The sequence below is a fragment of the Sphingobium sp. CCH11-B1 genome, from assembly GCF_001556865.1.
GTDB lineage: Bacteria > Pseudomonadota > Alphaproteobacteria > Sphingomonadales > Sphingomonadaceae > Sphingobium.
On the sequence record NZ_LSJY01000134.1, the window covers coordinates 167430 to 182112 of the forward strand.

At 65.7% G+C, this 14683-nt stretch carries 15 protein-coding genes; 6 read left to right on the plus strand and 9 right to left on the minus strand.

Annotated elements, in window-relative coordinates; genetic code table 11:
- The first annotated feature begins 1 nt into the window (after nt 1).
- Nucleotides 2-979, plus strand: a complete 978-nt coding sequence (thrB, locus tag AX724_RS14680; protein ID WP_066767728.1) for a homoserine kinase — start codon at nt 2-4, stop codon at nt 977-979.
- Entirely contained in the window at nt 976-1422 is a 447-nt protein-coding gene (rnhA, locus tag AX724_RS14685; RefSeq protein WP_066767729.1) for a ribonuclease HI, read from the plus strand. The genes thrB and rnhA overlap by 4 nt, the downstream gene beginning before the upstream one ends.
- Here rnhA and AX724_RS14690 read toward each other — a convergent pair.
- Complete coding sequence (locus tag AX724_RS14690) at nt 1419-2210, minus strand: nucleotidyltransferase family protein (RefSeq protein WP_066767730.1); 792 nt, start codon at nt 2208-2210, stop codon at nt 1419-1421. The two genes, rnhA and AX724_RS14690, sit on opposite strands and share 4 nt — an antisense overlap.
- Nucleotides 2211-2250: 40 nt before the next feature.
- The gene (locus AX724_RS14695; RefSeq protein ID WP_066767781.1) at nt 2251-3774 is read right to left on the minus strand and encodes a M23 family metallopeptidase; all 1524 of its coding nucleotides are present in this window, start codon (nt 3772-3774) and stop codon (nt 2251-2253) included.
- Between the two features lie 216 nt (nt 3775-3990).
- Here AX724_RS14695 and AX724_RS14700 point away from each other — a divergent pair, with 216 nt between their 5' ends.
- The 4 genes from AX724_RS14700 to AX724_RS14715 all read left to right on the plus strand — a co-directional run bounded on the left by AX724_RS14700 (nt 3991) and on the right by AX724_RS14715 (nt 8297).
- Nucleotides 3991-6720, plus strand: coding sequence for a helicase-related protein (locus tag AX724_RS14700; protein WP_197421587.1), 2730 nt, complete (start codon nt 3991-3993; stop codon nt 6718-6720).
- Nucleotides 6713-7006: an RNA-binding S4 domain-containing protein gene (locus AX724_RS14705; protein ID WP_066767731.1), complete on the plus strand. Its 294-nt coding sequence runs from the start codon at nt 6713-6715 to the stop codon at nt 7004-7006. The genes AX724_RS14700 and AX724_RS14705 overlap by 8 nt, the downstream gene beginning before the upstream one ends.
- Before the next feature lie 190 nt (nt 7007-7196).
- On the plus strand, nt 7197-7535 hold the full coding sequence (fdxA, locus tag AX724_RS14710; protein WP_066767733.1) for a ferredoxin FdxA: 339 nt from the start codon (nt 7197-7199) through the stop codon (nt 7533-7535).
- A 234-nt stretch (nt 7536-7769) separates the two neighbouring features.
- Nucleotides 7770-8297, plus strand: a complete 528-nt coding sequence (locus AX724_RS14715) for a CarD family transcriptional regulator (protein ID WP_066767735.1) — start codon at nt 7770-7772, stop codon at nt 8295-8297.
- A gap of 83 nt (nt 8298-8380) precedes the next feature.
- Here AX724_RS14715 and AX724_RS14720 read toward each other — a convergent pair whose 3' ends face one another.
- The 7 genes from AX724_RS14720 to AX724_RS14750 all read right to left on the minus strand — a co-directional run bounded on the left by AX724_RS14720 (nt 8381) and on the right by AX724_RS14750 (nt 14631).
- Entirely contained in the window at nt 8381-8632 is a 252-nt protein-coding gene (locus AX724_RS14720) for a hypothetical protein (protein ID WP_066767736.1), read from the minus strand.
- A gap of 96 nt (nt 8633-8728) precedes the next feature.
- Nucleotides 8729-9241, minus strand: a complete 513-nt coding sequence (locus AX724_RS14725) for an asparaginase domain-containing protein (protein ID WP_066767737.1) — start codon at nt 9239-9241, stop codon at nt 8729-8731.
- Nucleotides 9242-9260: 19 nt separating this feature from the next.
- Nucleotides 9261-10088, minus strand: coding sequence for a pyrroline-5-carboxylate reductase family protein (locus tag AX724_RS14730; protein ID WP_066767738.1), 828 nt, complete (start codon nt 10086-10088; stop codon nt 9261-9263).
- A gap of 5 nt (nt 10089-10093) precedes the next feature.
- On the minus strand, nt 10094-10600 hold the full coding sequence (locus tag AX724_RS14735) for a YbjN domain-containing protein (protein WP_066767739.1): 507 nt from the start codon (nt 10598-10600) through the stop codon (nt 10094-10096).
- 41 nt (nt 10601-10641) lie between these two features.
- Nucleotides 10642-10911 (minus strand): accessory factor UbiK family protein, encoded by a 270-nt coding sequence (locus AX724_RS14740; protein ID WP_066767740.1) that lies wholly within the window; start codon nt 10909-10911, stop codon nt 10642-10644.
- Nucleotides 10912-10953: 42 nt separating this feature from the next.
- Nucleotides 10954-11502: a TspO/MBR family protein gene (locus AX724_RS14745; protein ID WP_066767785.1), complete on the minus strand. Its 549-nt coding sequence runs from the start codon at nt 11500-11502 to the stop codon at nt 10954-10956.
- Nucleotides 11503-11526: 24 nt separating this feature from the next.
- A complete protein-coding gene (locus AX724_RS14750) occupies nt 11527-14631 on the minus strand; it encodes an efflux RND transporter permease subunit (RefSeq protein ID WP_066767741.1) in 3105 nt (1034 codons plus the stop codon).
- Nucleotides 14632-14683 lie beyond the last annotated feature (52 nt).

The following is a 14683-nucleotide window of genomic DNA, read 5'->3' on the forward strand; positions in this document are numbered from 1 at the left end:
CATGGCGGTCTATACCCATGTGCCCGCCGAAGAGATCGACGCTTTCCTGACCCGCTACGACGCCGGCCGGCTGGTGTCGGCCAAGGGCATCGCCGAAGGGGTCGAGAACAGCAACTACCTGCTGGAAACGACCGGCGCGGATGGAAAGGGCCATCGCTTTATCCTGACCCTCTATGAAAAGCGGGTGGATGAGGCCGACCTGCCCTTTTTCATGGATCTGCTGGACCATCTGGGCGCGCGCGGATGCCTTGTCCCACGCTTCATCGCTGACAAAAGCGGACAGCGACTGCAACAGCTTGGCGGCCGTCCGGCCTGCCTGATCGAGTTTCTGACCGGGATCAGCGTGACCGAACCGACCCCGGCACAGGCGCGCGCGGCGGGCGTTGCTCTGGGCGAGTTGCACAGGGCGGCGCAGGGTTTTGCCGGCGAGCGGCGCAACGCGCTCGACATTGCGGGATGGCACGATCTCGCCACGAAATGCGGCGACGACTTCGACAGCGTCGCCCCCGGCCTTGGCGCGCGGGTAGCGCGGGAACTGGCCTTTCTCGACGCCCATTGGCCATCGGACCTTGCCCGGTCGGTGATCCATGCGGACCTGTTTCCCGACAATGTGCTGATGCTCGGCGACCGGGTAACCGGCCTTATCGACTTTTATTTCAGCTGCACGGACCTTCGCGCCTACGACCTCGCCGTGACGCACAGCGCCTGGTGCTTCAGCAATGACGGAGCGACCTGGTTCGCGGAGCGGGCAGCGGCGCTGGGGTCGGGCTATACGGCATCGCATGGGCTGACGGAGCAGGAACGGGCCGCCTTCCCGGTCCTCTGTCGGGGGGCGGCGCTTCGCTTCCTGCTGACGCGCGCCTATGATTGGATCAACACGCCGGCCGATGCGCTGGTGACGCGCAAGGATCCCCTCGCTTATTTGCGCCGTCTGGATTTCTACGCCAGCGCCGATCCGGCGGTCCTGCTCGGCGCATGAGCGAGCTTCCCCAGGTCGACATCTTCACCGACGGCGCGTGCAAGGGCAATCCCGGCCCCGGCGGCTGGGGCGCGGTGCTGCGCTTTGGCACCGTCGAAAAGGAGATTTCCGGCGGCGAAGCGCAGACGACCAATAACCGCATGGAAATGATGGCAGCCATCGAAGCCCTTACCACGCTCAAGAAACCATGCCGTGTAACCCTCTACACTGACAGCAAATATGTGATGGACGGCATCACAAAATGGGTGTTCGGCTGGCAGAAGCGCGGCTGGAAGACGGCCGACAACAAGCCGGTGAAGAATGTCGAGCTGTGGCAGGCTCTGCTGGCCGCCGCAGGACGGCATAAGGTGACGTGGCAGTGGGTGAAGGGCCATGCCGGCCACCCGGAAAATGAACGGGCCGACCAGCTCGCCTGCGCGGCGGCGGAGAGCTTCCGGCGCTAGGCCGCGCGCTCGCCGCGCAGGATCGTCTCGATCAAGGTCACATCCTCCGGCTTGTCGGCGTCGATACAGGCTTCGGCCTTGTCCATCGCCACCAGCCGCGCCGCAAGGCCGAACTTGCGACCGACGCGGGCGATCCCGCCACGCAGCGTGAGGAGGCGCAGCAGCGCCCCGAGCAGGGCGACCGGACCGAAAGCGGCGAGGATCTTCCAGCCTTTCTTCCGATCCTGCTCCACCTCCTGCCACAGCGCGATGACGCGCTTTGCCCTGTCGCTCCCGAACCAGAAGAGGTTCGCGCCCGACCACCAGCCGTCGCGGAACTTGAGCCAGGTGCGGCGCGATTGCGGATAGCGGGCCAGCAAGGTGCGGCGCTCCACCAGCGCGACGGCGACGTCCGCGCCCGCGGCCTGCGCCACAAACTGGTCGAGCATTGCCAGGTCCAGCAGGACATGATCGGCCGTCGTCAGCAGGAGCGGATAGGACAGCCCCCCTCCATCCATCAGCGACAGCAGCGAGGCGGCAATCCCCTGCCCGCCCGTTTCGAACCGGACGCGCGGATGGCTCGCGAGCCAGGCGGTGGCCGGGTCGGCGGCGTAGAGGTCCGGGCGCTGGGTCAGGATGACGAGCTGCCCGACCGCCGGATGATCCAGCAGCGCACGGGCGGGATAGTCGATCATCGGCCGGCCGGCGACCGGCGCGAGCGGCTTGACCGGCACGCCAGCCGCGAGCGCCAGCGGATCGGGAACCGGGCGCGCGCCCGCAAGCAGGATGGCGGTGACTGGAGCGGTCATGCGCCGCCGTTAGCGGAACCGGCGACAGGCGGAAAGCAGCTTATTTGCTCCGAACGGCAGGGCCCGCGCCGGCAGCCTGCGCGAAACTGTCATGCAGGCCGACGCGCAGCTGGCGATAGTGGGCGAGCTTCGCGCGGAAGGCCGCCAGTTCCGCGCCGGCCAACTGCGCCGTGGTCGTGAAGCGCACCGACAATGGGTTGACCGTCACGCCGTTGCGATACAGCTCATAATGGAGGTGGGGTCCGGTGGACAGGCCCGTGGAGCCGACATAGCCGATCACCTGCCCGCGCCGCACCCGCTGGCCGGGTATCGCGGCGATGCGGCTCATATGGGCATAGCCGGTGGCAAGACCGCCGCCATGTTCGATGCGGACATAATTGCCATGCCCGCCGTGCCGCCCCGCATAGGCGACCACGCCGTCGGTGACCGCATAGATGGGCGATCCATAGCGCGCGGCGAAATCGATGCCGGCGTGCATCCGGGTATAGCCCAGAATCGGATGACGGCGCATGCCGAAACCCGACGACATGCGGCCTGCCACGGGCGAGGACAGGACGCCGCGCCGTTCGCCGACGCCCGATGCCTCGAACCATTCGGTCCGGCCGTCCTTGGTCCATTTGAGCATGTCGATCGACTTGCCGCGCCCACGCCGGAGCCCGGCATAGAGAAGGTCGCCCACCTCCACATCGCCGGTTTCGGCGCGGCGATATTCGGTGACGATGTCGTAGCGGTCGCCGGCCGCGATGCCGCCAAGATCGACCTGCTGCGCGATGACGCGCAGGAAAGCCTGCACCGCGCGGGGCGGCGCGCCGGCCGCGCGGGCGGAACGGTAGATGCTGTCGCCCACCACGCCCTGGATGCGGAGCGGCGTATCGTCCACCCGGATGGGAATGCGCCTGGCGGACAGCAGCCCTCCGTTGCGCGTCAGTTCGACGCTGAGGTCGAGCCGCGCGCGGAACGCCAGCCGGTCCAACGGCCGCGGCCGGTCTCGCGCGGCGCGGCGGCCAAGGACGATGTCGAGCCGGGTGCCCGGCTTCACGCCCCCGTCGATATCGCCACCGACAAGGCTCATGACCGTCGACACGTCGTCGCCGCTCACGCCGGCGCGCGACAGGGCGCGGGCAAGCGTGTCGCTGCTCCCGACCTGGGCGCTCAATTCGATCTGCGGCCGCTCGGGTGTTTCGCGCAGCGGCTGCACGGTGTCGGTCGATCCCATATGTCGTCCGCTGTCCGCGCCGAGCGCCAGCGGCGTGATCATCTGGCTGCGCACTTCATCATAATGCGCATCCGAAAGGACCGGGCCGGGAGCGCCTGGAACAGGCTCGAAAGCCGGCGACAGATAGAGCGCCATGGCGCAGAGGCCCAAGCAAGTGAACAGCCCCCGGAACCAGGTGCGGCTGCCGATCCGCTGGCCAAGATCGGGGACCAGCTCGACCTCATCGGCCCATTCCCGCAGGCGCACGCGCCAGTCCTGCGGTGCCGGAGAGCGGCTCAGCGATTCGGTTGCCCACAGCGATGCCGTTGCGCCGCCCTGCTGCAATCCGAGTCGGTGATCCTGAAACAAACCCGCATCCCCATGGGCTTCGCCGCCCCGCACAGCCCCCGCGCCGTGCGTGAGCGCGACCTTTGTGAACGCACAGGGTTAAAGTCAAATAAAGAGCGCGGCCGGGCGCACGGCGCGACGATGAAACGTGCGAACCGTCCGACAGGCGTCGCAATCGGGCATGGGGCGGCGAAATCCCTTGCCGATCCGGGCGGCCTGCCCGACATAGGAGGCACCATGGCCCAGTTCGCCCGCTCTCCCGTCACCGCGGTCCTGGGACCGACCAACACCGGCAAGACCCACCTCGCAGTCGAGCGCATGTGCGGCCATTCAAGCGGCATGATGGGCTTTCCCCTGCGCCTCCTGGCGCGAGAGGTCTATGATCGGGTCGTCGCGATCAAGGGACCGCAGTCAGTCGCGCTCATCACCGGCGAAGAGAAGATCGTGCCGCCGGGCGCGCGCTATTTCCTTTGCACAGCGGAATCGATGAGCCTTGACCGCGACTTGGCGTTCGTCGCGCTGGACGAGGCGCAGCTCGGCGCGGACCCGGAGCGCGGCCATATCTTCACCGACCGCATCCTGCGGGCGCGGGGCCGGGAGGAGACGATGATCCTTGGGTCCGCCAGCATAAGCCGGGTGGTGAAGGCGCTGGTCCCCGACGTGGAGATCATCAGCCGCCCGCGTTTCTCCACCCTGTCCTACGCGGGCGCCAAGAAATTGTCCCGCCTGCCCAAGCGGTCCGCCATCGTCGCCTTTTCGGCAGAGGAAGTCTATGCCGTGGCGGAGATGCTGCGGCGGTTTCGCGGTGGCGCGGCGGTGGTGATGGGCGCGCTGTCCCCGCGCACCCGGAACGCGCAGGTGCAGATGTTCCTGAATGGCGAGGTCGACTATCTGGTCGCGACCGACGCCATCGGCATGGGCCTCAACCTTGACGTCGCGCATGTCGCCTTCGCTTCGCTGCGGAAATTCGACGGCCGGCGCGCCCGCCGCCTGACCGTCAGCGAAATGGCGCAGATCGCCGGCCGCGCGGGGCGGCACCATCGCGACGGGACGTTCGGCAGCCTGGGCCATGAGGATGGCGACGCCGCCTTCACGCCCGAGGAAATAGAGGCGATCGAATCGCATCATTTCCCGCCGATCGACCAGCTTTTCTGGCGTGACGGTACGCCACGCACCGACCGGCTGGACCATCTGGTGGCCGATCTGGAGGCAAAACCCGACCGCCCCGAACTGCGCGCCGCGCCCGAGGCGGTGGACCTGGCCGTGCTTAAGCGCCTTGCGGCCGACCCGCTCGTCATCGAACGGACGAAGGGCAAGCGGCAGGTGGAACGGCTCTGGGCCGCGTGCGGCCTGCCCGACTTCCAGAAGCTGGGAGCGGACCACCATGCCCGCATGGTGAGCCGGATATGGCGTTTCCTGTCCGAAGGGTCGGGCCATATTCCCCGCGACTGGTTCGCGCAGCAGATCGCGCGACTCGATTCGGTGCAGGGCGACATCGACACGATTTCCGGCCGCATCGCGGCCACGCGGACATGGGCCTATATCGCGCATCGGGCCGATTGGCTGGAGCATCCGGCCGAGATGGCAGAGCGCACGCGCATGCTGGAGGAGAAGCTCTCGGACGCACTGCATGCCGCTTTGACCCAACGTTTCGTGGACCGGCGCACGTCCGTCCTGTTGCGCGACATCGGCCAGAATGCCAGCAACCTGCCGGTGACGGTGGAGCAGGACGGGACAGTCTGCGTCGATGGCGAGACGATTGGGCGACTTGACGGCTTCCGATTCTCGGTCGATCCCGCTACGCGGCTTGCCGATCGGAAGATGTTGCTGGCGGCGGCCGATCGCCGGCTTGGAAAGGTGTTGCGGGTGAAGGCTGAAGAACTGGTGGCGGCGACGGACGCGGATTTCGTGCTGCTGGACGAGGCGGGACAGGCGCCAGGCATCGCCTGGGGCGGGACGACGGTGGCGGCCCTGCTGGCCGGGCCGAGCCTGCTGTCGCCGGACATCCGGCTGGACCGCGCGCTGCTGGCGTTGGGACAGGATGTGCAGAAGCAGGTCGTCGCCCGGCTTTCGACCTGGTTCGAGGCGCAGAAGCAGAAGCATTTGCTGCCGCTTGTGAAGATGGCGGAAAGCGCCGCGGATCCGGCGGTGCCGCCTGTCGTGCGCGCCGTCTTCGCCCAGCTGGCCGATGCAGGCGGCGTCATGGCACGGACCGATCTGGACGATGCGCTCGGACATCTGGACAAGGAACAGCGGCATCTGCTGCGCAAGGCCGGCATCGATATCGGCGTGCTCGACATCTATCACCCCGGCTTGCTGAAGCCCGGCGCGGCGCGCTGGCGATCGGCGTTGCTGTCGGCGCGCATCGCCAAGCCCTGCCTGCCCCTGCCCGGCCCCGGCCTGACGCTGATCCCGGCGGGCGAGAAGCCGGCGCAGATGGGCGCGCGGATCGCGGGCTTCCGCGGTTTCGGCGACCAGATGCTGCGCATCGACATGGCCGAGCGCATGGCCCGCGCCGCGCATGAGGCGATTGCGAAGGATGAGCCCTTCACCGCGACCAGCCCGCAGATCGTGTCCCTGGGTCTTAGCGAACCATCCTTCCTGACGCTGATGCGTCTGGCTGGATTCCGGCCCGTTGCCCCCCGCGCGCCTGCCGCGGATGTTCCCTGCGTCGAGGATGTCGAAGGCTTAGCGCCTGCCGAAACGGCGGAAGGCACTGAAACGACCGAGGTTGCGACGCCTGTTCCTGCCGGCGCGAACTGGGCTTTCCGCGGGCGTCAGAAGCCGCGCCCGGACCGCCAGCAGCAGGGCAGCAAGCCCCGCGCCGGCAAGCCCGGCGGCAAGCCGGAGGGCGATCGCCGCCTGTCACGCGAACGCGCCCCGCGCCCCGCTTCGGCCGGCAGCACGCCAGCGCCTGCCAACAACGCCTTTGCCGGGCTCGCCGAGCTTCTGGGCCGCAATGGCTGACGCGGCGACGGTGGGGCATGGGCCCAGCCTTCGCATCGACAAATTCCTGTGGTTCGCGCGGCTGTCCAAAAGCCGCTCGAACGCGCAGGCGCTGGCGGAGGACGGCCATATCCGCCTCAACGGCCGACGCATCGACCGCGCCCATGCGCCGGTCCGTATGGGCGATCTCATCACCTTTCCCCATTTCGATAAGGTGCGCGTGGTCCGGGTGATGACACTGCCGGCCAGGCGCGGTCCCGCCCCGGAAGCGCAGGCCTGTTATGAGGAACTGACGGTGGGGAGCTGACCCCGCCGCCGGGCTTCTTCCTGCCACTCCTGCCTTCCCTGATGGCTCGTCCCGACGGGCCTGCGACGGTGTGAACTTCCGCGCCGTCCCGCCAAACCGGCCCTACGTCCATGGCAACAATATCCTCATTGACCTTGCGCGCATGCGGGCATAGCAGGGCCGCGTTTTTCAACACCAAGAGTGCCAGCCAATGACCTATGTCGTGACCGACAACTGCATCCGCTGCAAATATATGGATTGCGTGGAGGTCTGCCCCGTCGATTGCTTCTACGAGGGCGAGAATATGCTGGTCATCAACCCCAATGAATGCATCGACTGCGGCGTGTGCGAACCCGAATGCCCCGCCGAGGCGATTCTGCCCGATACAGAGAACGGCCTGGAGCAGTGGCTGGAGCTGAACGCGAAATATTCGGCGGAATGGCCCAACATCACGGTCAAGGGCGACGCGCCCGGCGATGCCGACGCCATGAGCGGCATCGAGAACAAGCTGGAAAAATTCTTTTCGCCGGAGCCCGGATCGGGCAGCTGACGCCATCGCCGTTTCAAGCAGTTTCAACGCCATCCCCAGACATTGTGTCCGGGGGTGGTAATTTTGTTACGAATCTGCTAAATAGGCGATCGATGGCCGGATGTCCCCCTGTCCGGCCCTGGAGAATGATCTTCATGTCATGACGGTGGCGCCGTGGACTTCCCGGCATTTGTCTCTCTGGCACATCTGCCCCCGCGTTCGTCCCGTTCCCCGGTTGAATTGGAAAGGTATCAAATGGCTGCCAAGGCGCTGTCCTTTGACGTTGGTGATTATGTCGTTTACCCCAAGCATGGCGTTGGCCGTGTGATCGAACTGCAAAAGGAGCAGATCGCGGGCATGGAGCTGGAGCTATATGTGCTCCGCTTCGAAAAGGAGCGTATGACGCTGCGTGTGCCGACCAACAAGGCCGAAGGTGTGGGCATGCGCAAGCTGTCCTCCAACAAGACGCTGGAGGAGGCGATGGAAACGCTGAAGGGCAAGCCCAAGGTCAAGCGCACCATGTGGTCGCGCCGCGCGCAGGAATATGAGGCCAAGATCAATTCGGGTGACCTGGTGTCGATCGCCGAAGTGACTCGCGACCTGTTCCGCGCCGACGACCAGCCCGAGCAGAGCTATTCCGAACGGCAGATTTTCGAGGCTGCTTCCAGCCGCCTTGCGCGCGAACTGGCCGCCATGGAAGAAACGGACGAGCCGAGCGCGCTCAAGAAGATCCTGCGCATCCTGAACGAAGCTGCGCCCAAGCATGTGAAGGTCGAAGCCTAAGTCAGGCCTTCATCAGGGGCAATGAAAAAGGGCGCTCCGGCTTGGTTCGGGGCGCCCTTTTTCGTTGCATTCGGTCGCCGCGATCAGTCGCCCTTGGCTGCGCCCGCGGCATCCTTGGCCGCGTCGCCGACGTCGCTGGCCGCCTGGCCTACCTGCGTCGCCGCACTGCTTACGGCATTGTCCTTGTTCGTCTGGCTGGAGACCAGGAAGAAGGCGGCGACCGCCACCACGACAACCAGCAGCAGAACCGCGAGCGTCGTGCCGCCGCCACGCTTTTCGATGACAGTCGTCGTGGTTGTCGGCCGGTCCTGATAATCACCGCGATAATCGGTCATGTCGCTCTCCTCCTCATACGCCACCCGCAGCAACAATGCCGCAACGAGGAAGGAGGTTCCCGCAGGGGCGAGACGTGGAACCGTCTGCGCTGGACTTCAATCCATGCTGTCGGGAACGGGCACGAACGCCCCCTTGGCACGATCCTTCACCACCCTGTCCGCGCGGAACACCGATCCGCTCATGGTAATATAGACGCCGGGTTCGGCAACCTGCGCCGTCGCGAAGGCCATGCCCAGGTTGAAACTGGCGTCGCTTTCGCCGAAGCGCGCGGGCGCAAGCGCGCCGACCAACACGATCGTCTTGCCCGGGATGTCACGCAGCAGCTTGGCCGTGTCCGTCATCGTGTCCGTGCCGTGGGTGATGACGACATGATTTTCCGGCGCCGCCGAAACCCGCGCATAAATTAGGGCGCGGTCACGATCGTCCAGTTCCAGGCTGTCCTTGCGGGTCACTTCCTCGACGCGGAAGGGCCGCTTCACCCGGGCGATCTCCAGCAGCTTCGCCATCACCGTCTCGCCCACCTGATAGTCGGACAGCGCGTCGAAATAGATTTTGTCGATCGTTCCGCCGGTGGTCAGCAGCAAAATGGGCGTTTCGGAAGACAGCATGGAATATCCTTGTCGAATGCTATGCGCCGCGCGCCATCGCTTCGCCCCGGTCGCGGGCCGCAGCCAGCGTGTCGGCAAGCAGCGTCAGCAGCCTCTGGTCCGCATCCAGCACGTTCAGCCCCTCGCGCGTCATGCCGCCCGGAGAAGCAACCTGGTCGGCAAGCGCCGCCGGGCTGACAGCCGCGCGAGCCGCCATGTTGGCGGAGCCCTGAACCGTCGCGAGAGCCATGCGCGCGGCTTGATCCGCCGGGATGCCTATGGCCTCCCCCGCCCGTGCCAGCGCGTCTATGAAGCGGAAGAGGAAGGCAGGGCCGCAGCCGGACAGTGCGGTGATCCGGTTGAACAGCGCTTCGTCATCAATCCATTCGGCAAGGCCGAGCGGCTGGATCAATGCGCTGATCGACCCTTTGGCCGCCGCGTCAGTATCATCATCGGTGAACAAGGCAGTCACGCCTTCCCCCAGCCCCACGGGAAGATTGGGCATTGCGCGGACGATGGCGCGGACATTGGGAAACCCGGCGCGCAATTTGGCAAGCGTCGTTCCAGCCAGGATCGACACCAGCCGTAGATCCGGAGCACATCGGGGCGCAAGGGCGGCAGCCACATCGTCGATCTGGTAAGGCTTCATGCCCAGCAGAACCGTGGTTCCCGCCGGCAGCGCATCGGGATAGTGCCTGACGACCGCAACACCATCAGCCACCGGACGTCCGCTGGGACGCATCACGGTGACGCGCGCGGGATCCAGTCCGCACGTCAGCCAGCGCGACAGCATCTGGCCCGCCATGTTTCCGCAACCGACCATGAACAGGCGGTCGGGGAACGTCCCTGCATCGTCAGGCGCGCGCATGGCCGTCAAGCCTCGCCGCGGGTTTCGATCAGGCTGGCGGAGATGGCTTCGGACGGCGACTTGCCGCCCCAAAGGACGAACTGGAACACGGGATAGAAGCGCTCGCATTCGTCGATCGCGGTTTCGACAAGCAATTGCGCCTGATCCAGCGTCAGCGTGCCGCCTGCGCCCAGCAGCGCGCCATGGCGGAAAAGGATGATGCCGCTGGACGACCAAAGCTCGAAATGGCCGATCCAAAGCTGTTCGTTGATCAGGCCCAGCGTCTCGTAGATCGAGCCGCGCTTTTCGTCCGTGACGCGGATGTCCGGCATGGCGAGCAGCTGGAGCACCTGATCTTCGTCGCGCCAGATGCCGCGCAGCTCATATTGCGCCCAGCTTCCCTGCGTGTTGGCGACGATCTCGTCGTCGCCCACCTGATCGAAGCTCCAGCCATGCGCCTCGAAATAGGCCGCCAGCATGTCGATCGGGGCCGCTTCCTGACCGCCATGTTCGAATTCGTCACTGTCCATCATCGGCGGGCCATATCACCGCATGCGGCGAAAGGACAGGCGGTTCAGTTCGCGCTTTCCGGCTTGGAGCCACCGCTCTTGCCTTCGAGGGCATCGAGCCGCGCCTTCAGCAGTTCGACCTCTTCACGCGCCGCCGCAGCCATGGCCTTAACGGCGTCAAACTCCTCACGCGACACGAATTCCATGCCGCCGATCCACTCCTTGGCCCGTTCCCGCGCGTTGGATTCGAACTCGCGGGTCATGCCCGCGAAAGTGCCGGCCGCGCCGTTCACCAGCTTGGCCAGATCATCGAAAAAGCGGTTCTCGCTCTGCATCTCTCTTGTCCTTCCTGCAGCGCGACCCGCGCGCCCTGTCGTCTATATCTGGGTCTTGAGCGCCGGAGCGACAAGGGTTTCGGCGCCGGGGTTGAGCTGGCCGATCTCATAGTTGAGGAAGGAGGCAAAGGCCAGCCATGCAAGATAGGGAAGCAGCAGCACGCCTGCGAGGCGACGAATGCGCCAGAAAAGCACCGTCACAACCGCGACGACGACGAAAAGCGCAACAAGCAGGAACAGCGCCTCCCCGATCTGATGCGCACGGAAGAAAAGCGGGGACCAGGCCAGATTCATGATCAGCTGGACGAGGAAAAGCATGATCGCCGCGCCCCGGCCGCGCGCACCGCGCGCGTGAAGGACCATGGCGAAGGCAAGCGCCATCAGAACATAGAGGATGGTCCAGACCACGCCGAACGCCCAGCCGGGCGGCATGACAGCGGGTTTGACCAAGGCATCGAACCAGCGGTTACCATAGCCGCTGTTGGACAGCTTTCCCGACAGGAAACCCAGAAACACGATGGCCGGAACCGTAACCAGCGCCCATCGCAGATAGGCAAGGCGCAACTGGCCCGGAGACGCGATTTCATTCATCGGCAGCAACACTCCCCACCCATGTCACTCCGCCGGATCGGGCGAATCCCTAAGCGCCGAATCCAGCTTGCGACCAACGGTTTGCGGAGAAACCGTGCGCTTGGCAACGCGCGAGTAGAAGATCGGTATCAGGAAGAGCGTGATCAGCGTGGCGAGGCTGACGCCGGATACCACCACGACGCCGATCGAGTGGCGCGCCGCAGCCCCTGCCCCGCCCCGGATGACGAGCGGCACCGCGCCGATGACGGTGGCGATCGACGTCATCAGGATCGGGCGGAGGCGGCGTCTGGCGGCTTCACGGATCGCCTCGGCGATCTCCAGCCCTTCGTCGCGCAGCTGGTTGGCGAATTCGACGATCAGGATGCCGTTTTTGGCCGCAAGGCCGACCAGCATGACGATGCCGATCTGGCTGTATAGGTTGACCGATCCGCCGGTCAGCGCCAACCCGAGTGCCCCGCCCGCGACCGCCAGCGGCACGGTCGCGATGATGACCGCAGGGTGGATGAAGCTCTCGAACTGGGCGGCGAGCAGCAAAAAGACGATCAGGATCGTGAGGCCGAACACCAGCCAGATCGACCCGCCGGTTTCCCGCAGCGACTGGCTTTCGCCCCGATAGCCGATGGCGAGCACTTCGGGAGACTGGCGCGCCTGATACTCCAGGAAGGTCAACGCCTCGCCAAGCGATGTGCCCGGCGCAAGGGCCGCGGTCAGGGTGATCGCGCGCAGCTTGTTGTACCGATTGAGCTGGCGCGGGCCGGCGACTTCGCGCACCGTCACCAGCGCGGACAGCGGCACCAGTGCGCCGGACCGGCTGCGCACGTTGATCCGTTCCAGGTCGGCAAGCGTTTGCCGCCCTTGCTGTTCCGCCTGCACGATGACGCGATATTCCTCGCCCCGATCGACATAGGTCGTCACGCGGCGCGACCCCAGCAGGCTTTGCAGCGCCTGGCTGATGTCGTTGGCCGACACGCCAAGATCGCCCGCGCGCGGCAGGTTCATCTCAATCCGCATCTGCGGCTTGGATTCCTTATAGTCGCTGTCGAGATTGATGAGGCCGGGATAGTTGGCGGCGGCGGCCATGATCCGGTCACGCGCGGCGACCAGTCCTTCATAGGTCGAACCGGCAAGCACGACGTTGACCGGCAGTCCGCGTCCGCGCCCGAGGCCGGACCGGGGCGCGGCATTGCCACGAACGCCGGGCTGATCCGCGATCACCCGGTTTATGACGGTCGCCACTTCGGCCGTGGTGATGACGCGATCCTCCCAGGGCCGCAGAAAGGCGATGATGTTTCCGCCGTTGAAATCGTCGGTGGTACCGAAGCCCGAGGGCGTACGGACGACCAGATTCTGAAGCGTGCCATCCTTGCGCAGGAAGGCAAGATCGTCCTCTATCTTCTTCATATAGGCCATCATCCGGTCGAAGCCGGTGCCTTCGGGTGCGCTGATCTGCGCTTCCACGACGCCGGTGTCCTCCGCTGGCGCCAACTCCGTCGGCAGGCGGGTGAACAGGAATCCGGCGGCGCCCAGGAACAGCAGCACGCCCAGCAATGGCAGCAGCGGTTTTTTCAGCGCGCGGTCCAGCCAGCGGGCATAGCCAGCCTCCAGCCGCTGGAACCTTTCGTCCACCCAGCGCGCCAGACGGCCGCGCTCGGCCGTCTTGAGCAGCTTTGAGCAGAGCATCGGCGCAAGGCTGAGCGAGATGAAACCGGAAAAGGCGATGGCGGCGATCATCGCGATGGCGAGTTCGCGGAACAGCAGGCCGGTTTGTCCGGCCAGGAACATGACCGGCACGAACACCGCACAGACGACCAGCGTGGTCGAGATGATCGCGAAGCCCACCTGCCGCGTGCCGAGATAGGCGGCGACCAGCGGATCGTCCCCCTGTTCCACGCGGTGATAGACATTTTCGAGCACCACGATGGCATCGTCCACCACCAGGCCGATGGCGAGGACGAAGGCGAGCAAGGTCAGCAGGTTGATCGACAGGCCGAGCAGCCACATCACGGCGCAGGTCGCGAGCAGGCAGATCGGCACCGTGACCGCCGGAATGAGCGTGGCGCGCACCGAACCGAGGAACAGGAAGATGACGAGGATGACGAGCAGCGCCGCCTCGATCAGCGTGTCATAGACATTCTCGATCGCGCGCTCGATGAAAAGCGATTCATCAGTGCCGATCGCGACGCGCATGCCCTGCGGCAGGGTCGACTTCAGTTCCGCGATCAGCGCCTTGGCCTTCTGCGCGACCTCCAGCGTATTCGCGCCAGACTGGCGGATGATGCCGATGCCAACCGCGGTGCCCTGGTTGGAGCGAAAGCTGCTGTAGGGATTTTCAGCGCCCTCCTCGATACGTGCGACATCGCCCAGTTTCACCTGATAGCCGTCATCCGAACGGCCCACTACCAGTTGGGCGAACTCGTCCGGCCGGGCATAGGCCCGTTCGACGCGCAGCGTCTGGTTCTGGTCTTTCGATTCGAAACGGCCCGCGGGCAATTCCACATTCTGGCGCCGCAACGCGGCTTCCACGTCCGCCGGCGTGAGGTTGAAGGCGGCGAGCTTTTCGGCGTTGAACCAGATGCGGGTCGATGGCCGCGCCTCGCCGCCGATGGTTACGCGCGCCACGCCATCGATCGCGGCGAACCGGTCGGCCACATTGCGGTCGAGATAGTCGCTGATCCTGATCGATGACCATCCGGGTCGCGAGAAGGCAATGAAAAGGATCGCGCGAGCGTCGGAATCCACCTTGCGAATTTCCGGGGCGAGCGCATCCTCCGGCAAATCCTCGACCACGGAACCCACCCGGTCGCGCACGTCATTGGCGGCGGTGTCGATGTCGCGCGACGGATCGAATTCGATGTTGATGTTGGACGTACCGTCCTGCGATGTGGAGGTGATCGTCTCGATACCCTGGACGCCCGCCACCGCATCCTCGATCAACTGGGTGATGCGGGTTTCGACCACGGATGCGGCCGCGCCCGTATAGGTGGTTTCGACCGAAACGATGGGCGGATCGGTGTCCGGATATTCGCGTACCGAAAGGCTGAGATAACCGACGACGCCCACGATGCAGAGCAGCACCGCGATGACGGCGGCGAAGACGGGCCTGCGAACGGAAAGATCGGAAAGCTGCATGGCGCTCAGCCGCCGGCCTTGGCTGCGCGATCCTTGCCGCCCGGACTGCCCC

Excerpts from the sequence above, each read along its gene's own strand:
- thrB (WP_066767728.1), top strand. The coding sequence starts at position 2 with ATGGCGGTCTATACCCATGTGCCCGCCGAAGAGATCGACGCTTTCCTG.
- rnhA (WP_066767729.1), top strand. The coding sequence starts at position 976 with ATGAGCGAGCTTCCCCAGGTCGACATCTTCACCGACGGCGCGTGCAAG.
- AX724_RS14690 (WP_066767730.1), bottom strand. The coding sequence starts at position 2,210 with ATGACCGCTCCAGTCACCGCCATCCTGCTTGCGGGCGCGCGCCCGGTT.
- AX724_RS14700 (WP_197421587.1), top strand. The coding sequence starts at position 3,991 with ATGGCCCAGTTCGCCCGCTCTCCCGTCACCGCGGTCCTGGGACCGACC.
- AX724_RS14705 (WP_066767731.1), top strand. The coding sequence starts at position 6,713 with ATGGCTGACGCGGCGACGGTGGGGCATGGGCCCAGCCTTCGCATCGAC.
- fdxA (WP_066767733.1), top strand. The coding sequence starts at position 7,197 with ATGACCTATGTCGTGACCGACAACTGCATCCGCTGCAAATATATGGAT.
- AX724_RS14715 (WP_066767735.1), top strand. The coding sequence starts at position 7,770 with ATGGCTGCCAAGGCGCTGTCCTTTGACGTTGGTGATTATGTCGTTTAC.
- AX724_RS14720 (WP_066767736.1), bottom strand. The coding sequence starts at position 8,632 with ATGACCGATTATCGCGGTGATTATCAGGACCGGCCGACAACCACGACG.
- AX724_RS14725 (WP_066767737.1), bottom strand. The coding sequence starts at position 9,241 with ATGCTGTCTTCCGAAACGCCCATTTTGCTGCTGACCACCGGCGGAACG.
- AX724_RS14730 (WP_066767738.1), bottom strand. The coding sequence starts at position 10,088 with ATGCGCGCGCCTGACGATGCAGGGACGTTCCCCGACCGCCTGTTCATG.
- AX724_RS14735 (WP_066767739.1), bottom strand. The coding sequence starts at position 10,600 with ATGATGGACAGTGACGAATTCGAACATGGCGGTCAGGAAGCGGCCCCG.
- AX724_RS14740 (WP_066767740.1), bottom strand. The coding sequence starts at position 10,911 with ATGCAGAGCGAGAACCGCTTTTTCGATGATCTGGCCAAGCTGGTGAAC.
- AX724_RS14745 (WP_066767785.1), bottom strand. The coding sequence starts at position 11,502 with ATGAATGAAATCGCGTCTCCGGGCCAGTTGCGCCTTGCCTATCTGCGA.
- AX724_RS14750 (WP_066767741.1), bottom strand. The coding sequence starts at position 14,631 with ATGCAGCTTTCCGATCTTTCCGTTCGCAGGCCCGTCTTCGCCGCCGTC.